The sequence below is a fragment of the Maribacter sp. ACAM166 genome (genome assembly GCF_005771495.1).
In the GTDB taxonomy this organism is placed as follows: domain Bacteria; phylum Bacteroidota; class Bacteroidia; order Flavobacteriales; family Flavobacteriaceae; genus Maribacter.
On the sequence record NZ_VAUW01000063.1, the window covers coordinates 1 to 14,709 of the forward strand.

General features: G+C 32.9%; 16 protein-coding genes and 1 pseudogene. 10 read left to right on the plus strand and 7 right to left on the minus strand.

The features are described 5' to 3' along the window. Positions 1-109: 109 nt before the first annotated feature. Positions 110-715 carry a DUF2652 domain-containing protein gene (locus ES765_RS20630; RefSeq protein ID WP_138116309.1) on the minus strand — a complete coding sequence of 202 codons (606 nt, stop codon included), beginning with the start codon at positions 713-715 and terminating at the stop codon, positions 110-112. Positions 716-938: 223 nt separating this feature from the next. Here ES765_RS20630 and ES765_RS20635 point away from each other — a divergent pair, with 223 nt between their 5' ends. From ES765_RS20635 to ES765_RS20650, 6 genes and pseudogenes are all read left to right on the plus strand, one after another. Further along, complete coding sequence (locus tag ES765_RS20635) at positions 939-1,520, plus strand: hypothetical protein (RefSeq protein ID WP_138116311.1); 582 nt, start codon at positions 939-941, stop codon at positions 1,518-1,520. Between the two features lie 242 nt (positions 1,521-1,762). Further along, positions 1,763-1,918: pseudogene (locus tag ES765_RS23070) on the plus strand (DNA topoisomerase IB); the annotation flags it as partial. Positions 1,919-1,933: 15 nt separating this feature from the next. Continuing rightward, a complete protein-coding gene (locus ES765_RS20640; protein ID WP_262710702.1) occupies positions 1,934-2,269 on the plus strand; it encodes a hypothetical protein in 336 nt (111 codons plus the stop codon). 296 nt (positions 2,270-2,565) lie between these two features. Beyond that, positions 2,566-2,706, plus strand: a complete 141-nt coding sequence (locus ES765_RS21945; protein ID WP_171017391.1) for a hypothetical protein — start codon at positions 2,566-2,568, stop codon at positions 2,704-2,706. Between the two features lie 509 nt (positions 2,707-3,215). Next, entirely contained in the window at positions 3,216-3,464 is a 249-nt protein-coding gene (locus ES765_RS20645; protein WP_138116315.1) for a hypothetical protein, read from the plus strand. A gap of 52 nt (positions 3,465-3,516) precedes the next feature. Beyond that, on the plus strand, positions 3,517-3,966 hold the full coding sequence (locus ES765_RS20650; RefSeq protein ID WP_138116334.1) for a ferritin-like domain-containing protein: 450 nt from the start codon (positions 3,517-3,519) through the stop codon (positions 3,964-3,966). A 43-nt stretch (positions 3,967-4,009) separates the two neighbouring features. Here ES765_RS20650 and ES765_RS20655 read toward each other — a convergent pair whose 3' ends face one another. After that, entirely contained in the window at positions 4,010-5,029 is a 1,020-nt protein-coding gene (locus ES765_RS20655; RefSeq protein WP_138116317.1) for a helix-turn-helix domain-containing protein, read from the minus strand. A gap of 211 nt (positions 5,030-5,240) precedes the next feature. Here ES765_RS20655 and ES765_RS20660 point away from each other — a divergent pair, with 211 nt between their 5' ends. Further along, positions 5,241-5,936 carry an SOS response-associated peptidase gene (locus ES765_RS20660; protein WP_138116319.1) on the plus strand — a complete coding sequence of 232 codons (696 nt, stop codon included), beginning with the start codon at positions 5,241-5,243 and terminating at the stop codon, positions 5,934-5,936. Here ES765_RS20660 and ES765_RS20665 read toward each other — a convergent pair. Continuing rightward, positions 5,933-6,964, minus strand: coding sequence for a helix-turn-helix domain-containing protein (locus ES765_RS20665; protein ID WP_138116321.1), 1,032 nt, complete (start codon positions 6,962-6,964; stop codon positions 5,933-5,935). The two genes, ES765_RS20660 and ES765_RS20665, sit on opposite strands and share 4 nt — an antisense overlap. 167 nt (positions 6,965-7,131) lie before the next feature. Then, positions 7,132-8,178, minus strand: a complete 1,047-nt coding sequence (locus ES765_RS20670; RefSeq protein ID WP_138116323.1) for a helix-turn-helix transcriptional regulator — start codon at positions 8,176-8,178, stop codon at positions 7,132-7,134. 266 nt (positions 8,179-8,444) lie between these two features. Between ES765_RS20670 and ES765_RS20675 the strand changes: the two genes are divergently transcribed. Beyond that, complete coding sequence (locus ES765_RS20675; RefSeq protein ID WP_138116325.1) at positions 8,445-8,627, plus strand: hypothetical protein; 183 nt, start codon at positions 8,445-8,447, stop codon at positions 8,625-8,627. Positions 8,628-8,709: 82 nt separating this feature from the next. Here the strand turns inward: ES765_RS20675 and ES765_RS20680 are convergent, their stop codons facing one another. Both ES765_RS20680 and ES765_RS20685 read right to left on the minus strand, forming a co-directional pair. Then, on the minus strand, positions 8,710-10,263 hold the full coding sequence (locus tag ES765_RS20680; RefSeq protein WP_138116327.1) for a hypothetical protein: 1,554 nt from the start codon (positions 10,261-10,263) through the stop codon (positions 8,710-8,712). Positions 10,264-10,353: 90 nt separating this feature from the next. After that, positions 10,354-10,770: an arsenate reductase family protein gene (locus ES765_RS20685; RefSeq protein ID WP_138116329.1), complete on the minus strand. Its 417-nt coding sequence runs from the start codon at positions 10,768-10,770 to the stop codon at positions 10,354-10,356. Positions 10,771-10,902: 132 nt separating this feature from the next. Between ES765_RS20685 and cls the strand changes: the two genes are divergently transcribed. Then, positions 10,903-12,327, plus strand: coding sequence for a cardiolipin synthase (cls, locus tag ES765_RS20690; protein ID WP_138116331.1), 1,425 nt, complete (start codon positions 10,903-10,905; stop codon positions 12,325-12,327). Between the two features lie 23 nt (positions 12,328-12,350). Continuing rightward, the gene (locus ES765_RS20695; RefSeq protein WP_249356636.1) at positions 12,351-12,953 is read left to right on the plus strand and encodes a hypothetical protein; all 603 of its coding nucleotides are present in this window, start codon (positions 12,351-12,353) and stop codon (positions 12,951-12,953) included. Between the two features lie 11 nt (positions 12,954-12,964). On the opposite strand, the gene ES765_RS20700 is transcribed toward ES765_RS20695, so the two are convergent. After that, positions 12,965-14,488 carry a GH3 auxin-responsive promoter family protein gene (locus ES765_RS20700; RefSeq protein ID WP_138116333.1) on the minus strand — a complete coding sequence of 508 codons (1,524 nt, stop codon included), beginning with the start codon at positions 14,486-14,488 and terminating at the stop codon, positions 12,965-12,967. Positions 14,489-14,709: the final 221 nt, after the last annotated feature.

The window sequence follows — 14,709 nt, forward strand, 5'->3', positions numbered from 1 at the left end:
ATTACTGAAAAAAGAATAAAGGAAGTAGAAAGATTATTAAATTACAGACCTATTAGAAAGTTTAATTATAATAACCCAATTGAAGTCCTAAAAAATAAGTGTGTTGCACTTATGGGTTGAACTCAGCTTTCAAATTAATGTAATAATATTTTATTTCACCTACATGATCATATTCGGTAGAATTTTGTTTGAGCGATGCCCAATCGAACTGATTATCTAAATTATGCGCTTTATAATAATCGGTTAAACCTTTGGTGAGTAGTAAATAGTCATTGAGGTCAATTTTGTTCTTTAAAAGCTTGTGGGCGACAATTAAGTCTTCACCAAAGAGTTTTATACTATTACCCACTTTAGTTAGAGCAATCTCTTTACCGTAGTGTAAAATTATTTTCAATCCTAAAATATCTGGTATAGCGGCAGCATCTTTGTTCATTTTGTACTTATCCCGTAATACTTCCAATTCCTTATAAAATTCGGTGTAGAAGACCCTGCATTGTTTGATCAACTTTTCTAAACTGGGCATTTCGCCTGTCTTAAAAAATAGTACTGCATCACCTTCAATTTCCGATACCTTAAGTCCAATTTCATTGGTATAAATAATTTGATTTAGCAACGCCGGAATTATTTTTGAACTCAATTCAAAATCGGTCTCACTCATAAATTCTGTAAAACCACTTATATCTGGTATACATATTAACATCGGGGATCCTTTCATAACTAATTTTAGAAAATTATGCGATAAGGTATTTAATAATTAGATGTCAATTCACTCCGTTCACTAAAAATTTTACTTCAAAAGGCATAAAAATAGTAAGAGTATAAAATTCTAACTTTCATCATCTTTTTCAGTTAATATTCGGTTCAATACAACAAATATAGTTGGTCCCTTACGATTAAATTTGTTTCATAAATAAATTTAAACAGTAAACATTATGGAAATGAAAAAGGTATCAATTTTACTAGTTGCATCTATAGTAATGATAGGTTGTAATATCAAAAAAGAAGAAAAAGGAGAATTACCTGAAATGGATATAGATGTTTCAGCAGATGCTGGTGAATTACCTGAATATGAAATTAACTGGGCAGATGTTAACGTTGGCACAACTACAAAAATGGTAAAAATACCCAAAGTGGTAATTGTAATGGAAGAAGAAGAGGTTGAGGTACCTGTCATTGATGTAAAAATACCAGAAGGTGATTATTCCGAAATGGAAGAACGGACATTAATGGTAGAGGCCGAAGTTACTGATACAGAGCATGCCATTGAAATTAAAAAGATTTATGCCTCGAACGATAAATTATATGTTGTATCTGAATTAACAGCTATGGATAAAAGTATTGGAGATAAAAAGATGAGAGTTTCTGACCAGGTAGTATTGAATGCTCCCGACATGAATGTTGTTTATTATGTGGTTGGTCAGAAGCCAAATCGCATGTTTAACACGCGATACAAGTATATGGATTCGATGACTGACGTTGACACTAAGATGGAGGGACATAAAATTATTTATACAAAATAAAAATTTTGGTTGGTTGTTTTAAATGGTTCCGGCTACTTGGTCGGGACCATTTTGTGTTTACTTCAAAAAATAGTTTAAACTATTTTTTGCTAAGGCATTGATGATTAAATAAAAGATTTATTCATGGATTATTTAGAACTAGGTTGTTCAAGTGAGCCACATAAATTGGCGGCCCATATGCACTTAAAATATGTAAATAAGGACAAACTCTCTATTCTTATCATAATGATAAATTTCAATATGTAAATAGGAATAAGCCAATGGGTGAAAAAGCTAAATTATCTCGAATCAAGAAATTGGTGATTCCTCCGGTTTGGCAAGAGGTTAAGATTGCGTCAATTTCCAATGCGCATTTACAGTCTGTTAGATATGATGCAAAAAAAAGGCTTCAATACTGATATCATGATCTTTGGATAAAGGTTAGAAATAAGACGAAATTTTCAATAATGACCCTATTTTGCGAAGCATTACCTACTATTAGAGAAAAGGTGGATGAAGATTTACAACTGAAAGGATGGCCCAAAAATCAGGTTTTGAGATTAATTATGCGGTTGATGGAAGAAACTCATATTCGTTTTGGCAATGAACAATATGCCAAACGAAATAAAACGTATGGTCGAACTACCCTTAGAATAGGGTATCTAAAAATAAGCAATAGTAACTTTAAATTTACAGGAAAGAAAGGGAGGAAGTATAGCATTACCACAAACAAAAAACCTTTGAGAAAGTTAGTAATACAATGCGAATAGATACTTGGTTGGTTACTTTTTCAATTCTATGATGAAGAGGCTGTAAAAATAGGCGTAGATAGCGGTATGGAAAATAAATGCTTACAGAGTAAACGTAGGCAGTTTTTCACGGCAAAATATGATAGAACGTGGGCAGGAACAATTATTTTTTTGAATCCCTCATGGAAAATGACTCGACATCTGATGAAAAAGCAAAAAAAATGTTTTTAATGCTCTAGTTAGAAGAGCTGAAGCATTTGGTAACACTAGAAATATTTGTAGAAAATATTATGTACACCCATATTTGGTAAGCACGTATGAAAACCAAGAACTTTCAAATGTATTTGAAAAATGTAGGTAAAACGGATTCACCAGAATATCCAACAGTTGCTGAAGTTGCACTATTAAAACTCATTTCGAACTTCAACCCAATATCAGCCTTGATTAAAACCGCATGAAAAAACTATTCATGGAACCGGATTAACACTTATGAATCAGTAGTAGTCTATACATTCCACTTCACTTTCACTTTTAAGAACATATGCCACCATCATTTTGTTTGATGAATAGTGCGTTATAGTTCCAGTAACCGCTTCCGGTTAGATGATTTTCTTCAATTGTTTTGGTTGTTTTTGAGGTGTGGATTTCTTCAATAGTCCTTTATAAGGTACCGCCGTCCCAATACCATTTAACTATTGTGCCTTTTCGTATTATGTTTTAGTGAATTAAGGTTTATACATGCTATCAATTCTAAAGTTTTAGAGAACCAGTGATGGAACTAAGCCTGTTGAAAGGTACATACACTAGAGAACTATTTTATTAGCTCAATTAATAAATGAATAATAAAATAGTTTTTTTTAACGCAATAAGTATGAAATATAACCTTTTCTAATGGAGTTAAAAGTCTTGTTTTTCAGGATAATACGAAAAATTTATCCGATTTATCTTAGTAGTAAATTATAGGAGTATGATGAGTATTATACAATGGATAGCAGGTGTTTCTTTTTTTTTGGCGGTAGGTTTTATTGTCTTGTTTTTTAAAGATTATCTAACCGTGGACAAAGTTGAAAAAGAAGGTAGTGAGGAGGAGGCTTTTTGCGAAATTAATGTGGAGAATCTGATAATGAACAATCAAAAATATTTTTATAATAGCGGTAATGTTTTATCGAAAAAGATTCAAGAGTTTAAGCATAGAAATAGATTTTATAAGATGTAATTGTGATTGACATCTTTAAATAAAAAAATCACATAATTTAATATTAAAAATGATGAGTACATATACACAAGAAGTTGGTGAAAAGTTAAATGCTATTTTGGAGAAAACGTATGATGCTGAAAAAGGATTCAAAAAAGCAGCCGAAAACACGGATCATATTCAGTTGAAAACGTTTTTTCAAAGTAAGGCACAGCAACGTTATGATTTTGGGCATGAATTAAAATCAGAAATTAAATCTTTCGGTCAAGAAGTTGATAAGGGAGATAGCCTAGCAGGTAAAGCACATAGGGCTTGGATGGATGTTAAAGCACTATTCTCTTTAGAAGACGCAGAGTCTATGCTCGAAGAAGCTATAAGAGGCGAGAAAGCAGCGCTTGATGAGTATAATGATGTGTTGAAAGATACTTCTTTGCCTTCAACAACATCGGCTGTTTTAAAAAGTCAAAAACACGCTATTGAAAATGGTCTATCTAATATAAAGATGTTAGAAGATTTACATTAGAAGCATAGTTTTTATGTAAAAAGAGGCCATTTGGCCTCTTTTTTTATGCTATTATACTATCAAACGCCTGAGTTTTATACGATTTTGGACTACAATTATATTTTTTCTTGAAAATCTTACAAAAATAACTTCTACTGGTAAAACCTATAGAATATACAACTTGAGAGATATTAAGATCTGAAGTTCTAATTAATAGCTCTGCTTTTTTAAGGCGTACTTCTCTAATATATTCACCAAGGGTCATATCATGCATGAACTTAAAACCTAATTGAAGTTTGGATGGGGAAAGTCCAGATTTTGCTGATAGGGCGTTAATAGTATGTGGTAATTCTGGATAATTAATTATGAAATCACCAAGTTCACTAATCATTTCCAATTCCTTTTTAAGTAAGGTTGTTGGAGATTTTAAACCATTGCTTAAATCAAATTCAAATTGCTCCAGTTGCTTAGCCATAATGATATGACATAAGCCTTGAAAATACATAAGGTTGGAAATGGAATCGGCATATTTTGCATTTTCCAGCTTTTTGATTAGTTCACCAATCTCTAAATTGTACTTTCCAAAATGAAAATACCCTAGACTCTTGTTGTAATTCTTTAAAAGCGACATGATATCTAAATCACCCTCGTCAATAGTATCGTTAGTTCCATGTACAGAAAGATTTATCCGAATACAATTTAATATAGTGCGTTCTTCCTGTTTAAAAATAAATTTACTTTTATTTTCATCGTCATTAAAAAGAACCGCTGTTTGTAACTCATCTAACTTATTAACAACCTCGCCACCTTTAAATTTGTGAAAGCAATGTCCTTTTAAGCAATAGAACAAATAGACCATATGGTCTTCTACCTTATCCAATATCAATTCACAATCTTTATTTAATTGAATATCAAACTCGAAGGCAGTAAGCCAATTATTTAAAGTAACACAATGTATTTGACCATTGCCAATAGCCGGGTCCAGTTCAAGTAGTTGTAGTCCGTTTTTCTTAATTATAGCACCAAGTAAATGGTCTTTTAAAAGAAGCAACTCATTATGCGCATTAATTTTTCTAGTATCCATATTGATGTAGGTTTTATTTGGGTCAAAATTAATACCATTTGCAATCAGTGAGTAACATTATACAATAAATGTTTAACGAAATACCGTTAACGATGCACAAATAACACAATGTATTAATCGACTTGTTTTTAATGGGTTAGCTTTTTATGGTAATGAAACAACTGTTGGTTGGTAATTTTACGATCTTGCAATATAAAAGCTAAAAACCCGTATGTATTTTAAAATTTCGAATACAGCAGAAATGAAGGAGATAGAGCGTGAAACCAAAGCTTTGTTCAAATATCCAAATCTATATGAACCTCAAATTGTAATAAGTGGATTAACTGAAGTTTCTATACCAATTATAACCATGGAAGATTCAGATATAGTTTCATTAGCTATTTGGGGATTGTTGCCAACCGATTATAAGGATGATTGGGAATTATTCCAAAAACTGACCAATACCCTTAATATTCATACCGACACATTAGAATCAGATTTGTGGTACAGTGACTCTTTTTATAAAAGAAGATGTATTATACCGGTTACAGGTTTCTACGCTTCGATATTAAGAAATGGAGAAATCTACCCGTACTTCGTGAGTGCTAAGAACGGAGGGTTAGTATATCTCGCAGGAATTTATACGGTTTTAGACGATGGATTTATTACCTGTTCTGTGTTAACGGGCCCTGTAAACGAGTATTTAAAGGGGTATCAGAACTTGGTAAATTTTATGCCACTGATCATTCATCATGATGATAAGGAGGAGTGGCTTAGTGAATACACTAAAATAACTAGAGCTAAAGAAATATTAAATTCATCTCAACCCACAAGTTTGAGAACAAGCCCTATTGCAAAAGGCCTGTTCAATCAAGATATATCATACGATAGTATGTTAATGCCTTTCGAACACCCAGAAAATTATTAAGTAGATACATTTTTATTCTTCAATTGCTTTCTATACTCTGTAGGAAGAATTTCATAGGCTTCAAAAAATATTTTAGAAAAGTAACTTCTACTCTTAATACCAATCGCATAAACAATTTCTGAAACGGATAAATCGGTATTTTTAAGATAATCTCTAGAAATCTCTAATTTTAATTGTCTTATATATTCATTGACTGTCTTAGAATACAATATCTTAAAACCCACTTGAAGCTTTTTAGGGCTTAAGCCAGATTCTGAACTTAGAATATTAATTGATATATTCTCAGAAATATGTTCTAGTATATATTCTGTTAACTTGTGAATGCGTGTGATTTCTTCTTTAGAGATTGCTTCAGGGATATTCATTTTTTCTTCAAAATTATGGTGCTCCAATAGCTGTAAGGATAATATAAGATATAACCTACCCTCTAAAGAAAGAGTCCTTAGAATACCGCTATCATGAACATTATTTAATTGTTTTATTTCATCTGCGATTCTGAGACTGAAACTACCGCGATGTTGGTAACCAACATCGCCATTTGTATCATTGAACAATGATACAAGCAAGTCATTTAGATAGCTGATATTATTATTTTCCTTTTTCAAGTATTCATCACGTATTATTTGAATGAAATTAACTTTTAAGTTCTCGTTCTTTGGGAATAGAAAGGTTTTCTGTGCGTTACGTGCAGGTGAGATTATTATATTCTGAAACTTTTCAAAGTTGGTATAATCAACAATAGGGTTATCATTATACTTTAAGAATCCTTTAGAAATAAATATAAATTCTATAGGGGATAATTCTTGAGTATCGAATATAATTTTAGTCTCATCGGTAAGTGTAATATCGAAATCAAGTAAAGAAATTCCCCAGCTAAAAGGTAGAGTTCTTATCGTACCTTTTCCCAATTCATTATCAAAAGTGAAAACACGTTCTCCCCACGCTTCTTTTAACTCACCTTTTAAACAAGATTGTAATTGGGAGAACATAGCATTTGGCTCCGAACTTCTTATTATTAACTGTCTCATAATCCAATTCTGTAATACACATATCTGTATTTTACAAAAAAACTGGAAATCAGACAACTACATTAACACTTATGAAATATTAATTAACAAAAATGAGCACTTTTGAAATTGTTGCAAATGTTAATTTATTTTTAAAACAGTGAAAAACGATAATTTTCTCAAATAGATTAACTGGTTTTTTTCTTACTTTGATCACCTGATTCCAATTTCTGAAGATATTGTTTTGGGGTCATGGCATACCGTTGTTTGAATAATTTGGAAAAATAACTTCTAGAATTAATGCCTATTCTATAGGTGATTTCAGTAATATTTAAAGATGTCGTTTCCATTAAATGGCGCGCCATTTCCATTCTTTTGTTCTGAGTATACTCTTTGACAGATAAGCGAAACAGAGTTTGAAAGCCGTTTTGCAATGTATTTTGGTTGAGTCCGACTTTTTTCGATAGATTGAGAATGCTAGGTGCCTGTTCCAAATTACCATCAATAATGCCAGCGGCTTCTTCAATTTTGACTACGGTAGATTGCCGTAAAATAGTGCGCTTTTCATCGGGTGAAGAATCATTTACGTATTGCCGTAAATGATGGGCCAATATTTCATAACATTTACCTTCGACAAAGACACTCTTGGTAAACCCAGTATCTTCAGATTCGTTAATTTCTTCGATGCACTGGGCAATATCTAAACTATAATGACCTTTGTGAAAAAATAGGTTTATACCGTTCACATCCCTAAATAGGCTTTCAATATCTTCGTTCATTTCTGGAAGAAAAGATTCTATTTTTTCTTCGAACAATTTTCTGTTTATTTCAAGATTGAAGAAGCAAATAGACTCATTAGCTTTCATCGTTAGTACGTTACCATATTTACCATTACATGAAAATATAGCACTCTCCAAATGGTTTATTTCCTTTTGTTTTTCTTGACCTTCAAACTCGTGTAGAATTGTGGTTTCCCTGTTAAACACTATTTCAAGTGGTTGAACCAAAGATTGATTAAGCGCAAACCTGACCTCTTTTTTCAGTCGAATATCCACATCCATAAGACCAACCCCATGAGAGAAGCTTATGGCCTTTATGTGACCGGTACCCGCCTCTTCAGGTATATCTAAACATATTTCGTTGTTCTCTTCTTCATAATCAACGTTTAGCCTTTTGGCAATATCCTTGACCACATCTAATACATTCAACTCTTTTAGTTCCCTTCTGATACTCATATCTTATTTCTGATAGATAGGTACAATATAAGGCAAATAATAATAAATTTTAATACTCCCATAAGTTTGAATTTTGTTGGTATAATCTTTCAAAACATTGAAAATCAAATTGTAATCGCAGATGAGTTAATTTTTAATTTTTTACAACCAAGGTTTTTTATTTTATTATTAGATTTTTGTTTCGACAGATAAAGAGAATTTAGTAGTTATTAAGTTTCTCTTTAGCTAACGTTAAAAATGTTAACCTAATTTTTAAAATTTATAGTATGAGAAAATCAATATTTATGTTTGTCTTTGCGCTTATGACTGTTAGTGTTGCAATGAGCTGTAGAGAAGAAAAATCAGCAGGAGAGAAAATGGAAGAGGGTATTGACGATGTTGGTGATGGTATTGAAGAAGGTGCAGAAGAAGTAGAAGATGCAGTAGAAGATGTGACTGACGATAACTAGTATAAAGTAATTGTAATTAAAAATTCAGGTAGTGTTAGCTGCCTGAATTTTGTATTTGTACTACTTTGCACTTAAGGTAGTATCAATCTTTCTTCCCGTTTCCTGTTAAAACATCTAATAGCCCATCTTCTAAGCTTACCCATAAATAATTGAAAAAAGATTTATTTTCACCCCGTTTCGTTGAAATGTCTCCATATCTATACCCATTAATATCTGCCTTAGAACCATCACTTACAAATAGGTTTCCAATAAAAGAAAGTACCTTCTTTACATTATTCCTTTCTTTATTCAATACTTGAAATTTAAAATCCTCATACTTCATTTTAATATCACCGGTAGCCGTATAGTCATCGCCAGCAATGGTAAAATAGAGTTGGTCAATAGTTCCTGTAGTTTTGGTTCTTAGATTAGGGACAAGAAAATTATTTAAACTTGCCGTATTGAAATTGAATAGTCCTCCTGAAATAGTGAATGCACCACGGGGATCTTGAACATTAAATTTCCAATTCAGGTTAAAATCACCCGCACCCATTAAATCGGCTTTAAGCTGAATTATTAAATTTTCTTGGTTGATGGCTAAATTTGAAAAATTACTTATGGAGGCATCAAGGTTTTCAAATCGTAATGAACCTGCTTGTACTTCATTAGGTATATCTTCTTCGTAAAGAACTGTTGCTTTTTCAATTAAAACGGAATCAATGACCACTTTAAAGGGTAGTTTCCGTAACATTTCGGCATATAGCGGTCGTCTTTTAAAGTCTTCCAATCTCGATTTGTCACGGTACACCTCTAATTTAAGCGCTAGTAATTTCAATAATTTGAAGTTAACTTGAAGTGAGTCATTCTTCATTATATAGCTATGGTCATTGACTATAATTTCAGGGATAGACAAATTAAGATGGTCACGTTGATATCTTATTTCTTTGCTTAATTCTGATTTTGAAAGCGCTGTAGTTAAAGAAACATCATTAATTTTTAGTGTAGAGCTATCCAACGTCATAGCTCCCATGTTCAATACTTCGAATGCTCCTAGAGGTGCTTTTATGTTTTGAATGGTTATACCATAATCTGAAAACTCAAACGGAACATAATTCGTGATGACTTTTGGGTCGGTAGATACATTTTTTAAATTGAGGTCTATCGATTCAACGGATAGAAGTTCTATTTCTTTACTTGAATTCCAAATCTCAACCATACCAGAATCAAAAATTAATTCCTCAATAAAAATTTCTTTTAGAAGATTAATAGGATTGGGTTGGGCAGCATTATCAGCCTCTTCCTTTGGGCAAGTCTTAAAGTTTAGATGTGGTTTTGTAAGCATGAGGGTTTTTAGATATATAGACTTTTCGAAAAAAACGCTCCAATAACTAAACCCTTTAATGGATAGCTCATCGGCGTTGATTAGAATTTCACACGATGAGGTTTGTCTACCTAGACTTAGCACTTCTACATTTTCAAATTCTAAATTACCTTTAAGAAGGTTTATTTTAAGTTTATCGTAAGAAAAATCGATATGGTCGGGAACCTTGTTGTTTAAAAACTCAACTACTTCGAACTTCATTCGCCATTTGGCAGCCATATAGCTGCCAATTAAAACAGCTATCACTAGTAAAAACCATTTGAGAAATCGGGTCATGAGTGTTGATAGTTAACGTAACCTTTTATAAGTATAAAAAAACGTAAACCAAATTTCACCCTGGTAATTGATGACCATGTGGCATTGTATTTAATCTTTGTTGTACGGCTTATCTATGCCTGCACTATCAGGCTCCATATATTGTATGAAGTCTGAAGCGCTTTTTAATTCGATACATGTTTTTCCTTTAATTAATATCGGATATTTCAGTAAACTTGGATTTTTGTCCAATACCTTTAACCAATCATCATCATTTAAATCTACATCATTCGCTCCATAAATAGATTTAAAATCTGGGTGATCAATATGTATTAAACTAGAGAGACTTTTGCCAAGTCCATCAGCCAATTCAGCCCATTGTGTACCGGTAATATTGGTCTTAGAAATGTCAATTGTTAAATGTTTTTTATCCGAAGATTCGACATAGGCATTGAGTTGTTTTCCCAATGAATTCTTCGAACTATAATAAAGTGTCAGCTGTTTCTTATCCATAGCAATTACTCCCATCACTTTTTTTTAAAATTAAGTAGAACCTAATGTAGTCATTAACTCGTTTCAAATGAAAAGTATCTTAAAAGGAATTAAAAAGTAGCGCTTAACCAAATTATAGTATCTTGTTAATGAACAAATAATTAATCGATGTATACTTTTTTTTGGCTTGCCTACACAACGGTAACTTTATGGAGTATTGTCAATATAATTTTTAATGGTTCAAGGGCTACAAAGATGATTAGCTGGTCATTATCTGTTATAATTCTTCCGTTTTTTGGGCCGCTTTTTTACTACTTATTCGGGATCAATAGAAGAAAATTCAAACTCTTCAAATTAAAACAAACAGAAAAGCGAAAACTATATTCTGAAACCTATAAAGAGCTAAAAGGAGGCGAACAAAGTGTTCATAATTTTGAAGATTATAAGCAAGATAAATTAGCATCCTTAATTAGAAATAATAGTTATTTTGCACCCTATGAAGGCAACGAGATAGCATTATTGAATAGTGGTGAGGAAGCCTTTAGTGCAATTTTCAAAGCAATGGAAGAGGCCAGAGTGTTTATACATCTTCAATATTATATCTTGGAAGAGGGCATGCTCCTAGACCGATTTCACGAATTGTTTCAAAAAAAAGTTAAGGAAGGTGTAGAGATTCGTATGCTGTATGACTCACTAGGCAGTAATTCTATGCGAGGTAAGGTTGTGAAGCGTTTTAAAGAAATAGGAGTGAAGGCCTACGCTACTATGCCCATACGATTTGGCAATCTCTTGTTCACTCTTAATTACAGGAATCATAGAAAAATTGTAATTGTAGATGGTAAAATCGGATTTACCGGTGGATTCAATGTTTCTGATAAATATATGAAGCCCATTTCTGATTTAGGAGTATGGCAAGATTTACACTTACGCATACAGGGGCCAGTTGTGAACAGTCTACAACGCATATTTGTTAAGGATTATCATTTTGCTGGCAAAGAAGAACTTTTGCTTCAGGATAAATATTTCCCTAGAATAGAACCTGTGGGAGAAACGGTTGTCCAAATAATTTCAAGTGGCCCAGATTCTAAGTATCCAGCAATTATGCAGCAATATTTAGCGATGATCAATATTGCAAGAAAGAGTATTTCTATAGCTAATCCATATTTTATACCAGGGGAACCTGTGCTTGAAGCCTTAAGAATTGCCGCATTAAGTGGCGTAAAAGTCATGTTGCTCACCCCCAAAAGGTCTGATTCTCTACTAGCTCAGTATAGTATGTTTTCAACCTTTGATAACCTATTGGAAGTGGGGGCAAATATATATTTACGACCAGATTTTTCACATAGCAAAGTTATTGTTATCGATAGTGAAATAGTGTCCGTTGGATCGGGCAATTTTGACTACAGAAGTTTTGAACATAATTTTGAAACTAATGCTATTCTTTACGATAAAGAAAAAGCAACAGAAATTGAAGATTTGTTCTTGAGCCATTGTACCGATGAGGTAAAATTAAATTTGGAAGAATTTAAGAAGAGATCACGTTTGACTAAATTTTTAGAAGGTCTTGCAAAATTCTTTAGTCCGTTGCTTTAATAATATCCTTATTTTGAAAAGTATTGAAATATTTACTACTCTTAATTTTAAGTACCAATATGGTTGCATTTGCACAGCATAAAATTCCGAATGAAATAGCGTCAGAGGCAAAAATTGCCTTATCTCATTATCCAGAACTTGCTAGAACGCCAATTGAATTTAAATTTAAAAAACACATTAAAAAATCTACGATGCAGGCGCAGCCTAAGTTTTTGAGCGTGTTTAAATCAAAAAAGAATAGGGCTTATAAAATATTAATAAGCGAAAAAATAAAGATTGTCGATTCTGTATACTATACAAAAGATATGCCTTCTGAAATTATGATTGGGTGGTTGGGTCATGAATTAGGTCATGTGATTGATTTTGAACAACGAAGCGGTCTGAACTTAATCGGATTTGGAATAAGCTATTTGACCTCAAAAAAATATATTAGGGGTGCTGAACGGCGAGCAGATTCCTATGCGGTGGCCCATGGTATGGAAACGTATATTTTGGCAACCAAAGAATTTATTCTAGAGAAAGCAGGTCTATCCCAAAAGTACGTTGACCGAATTAAAAATTTGTACCTATCACCAGAAGAAATCATGTTATTGGTAGAAGAACGGGATATGGTAACCGAGGACTGATACCAAGAAAATTAACTTTGTTTTTCAACAAATTCTTCCCACTCCGCAAATTTTTCTTCGTTCATTACACGTTCCATTTTTACTTGACCACCTTTTTTTTTGTTTCGGTCGTTCCAGCTATAGAACATATCAGGTTCTACCATAAAAACTTTAACCCCTTTTAATGCTTTAGATCGGGCAACGGTATAATTTTTATTTGCATCTTTTAGAGATGCATCTAATTTTTTGGCTATTTCTTTTGAATCATGTTTCGAAGTAGTTCCTAAATACCAAGTATGATAGAATCCGTCTTTATATTTTTTGGCACAGAGTGTATATTCTGGTATTTCAATATCGAAGCTTTTCATGATGTCTTGTAGGGCATCATCCAATTTATTGACGGATAATTGCGATCCAACGGTATTCAAGAAAAATTTGGTACGACCGGTAATTTTGATTTCTGCTCGTTCTACATCCGTAAATTCTATGGTGTCACCAATCAAATAACGCCAAGCACCACTAACGGTGCTAATAATCAACACATAATTCTGCCCTGTTTCAACTTCTGAAAGGGTAAGTGAGGGTGCGTTTTGTGATAGAGAGCCATCTTCCAATATATATTTAGGATCAAACGGAACAAACTCAAAGTAAATACCATTATCCGCAACTAGTTTCATGGCATCAGTTTCTGGTCGGCTTTGAAAGGCGATAAAACCTTCAGAAGCTAAATACGTGTCGATAACCGTAACCGGTTTGCCCATTAGGGCGTTAAAACTCTTTTCATAAGGTCCAAATGCCACTCCACCCGAAGTGAATACCCTAAGGTTGGGCCATATTTCATGAATGTTGTTGAGTTTATGTTTTTTGATGACCTCTTTTAGCATTAACTCTATCCATGAAGGAATACCACTTAGGGCACCAATATCCCAGTCTGGGGCTTTTTCGGCAATTTTGGCAACCCTTTGGTCCCAGTCTTCAATTTTAGCAATTTCTTTTCCAGGTTTGTAATATCCACTAAACCATGAAGGGATATTGCTAGCGCTAATCCCACTAATCTCACCTTCAAGATGGTCATCGTTTTCGATTAAATCTGTAGAACTACCTAACATCAGTATTCCCGTTTCAAAAAAATCTGCAGGCAAATCAAAATTAGATAATGCCAGTACTTGTTTAATTCCTGCTTGCCTTATGGAGACTATCATGGCATTGGTAACAGGTATACGCTTACTCGTTTTGCCAGTGGTACCAGAACTTAGGGCGAAATAATCTGGACTTCCGGGCCATGTAACATCTGTTTGGTCTTCATGTAATTTATGCCACCATTTCTCATTTATTTCAGTATAGTCAAAATAAGGAACTGCTTCTTTAAACGATTTCTGAATATTGTCGTTTTTAATAATATCTTCAAATCCGTAGGCTTTACCAAATGAAGTTTCTTTAGCAGATTCTAGAAGGTTTTTTAAAACCTCTTTTTGTTCTTCAATCGGGTTGTCATCACCTGTGATTTTGTCGGTTACGGTAATGACTCCTTTTATGAAATTTCCAATGATATTCATTTAATAACGTATTTACCAGATTAGGTTCATAAAATTAATTATTCTCTAGCATAAAGAATGACCCGAATCTAAATTAAATAGACGGTATTCAATTTCTAAGTTCAAGTCATAAGTGCAACACGAATATTTAAAACAGATGGGGCTAGCCCCATCTGTTTTAGGCTCAATATTTATATTCGTTTTGATGAAACATTACAAACAATTGACCTTAGAGCAAAGGT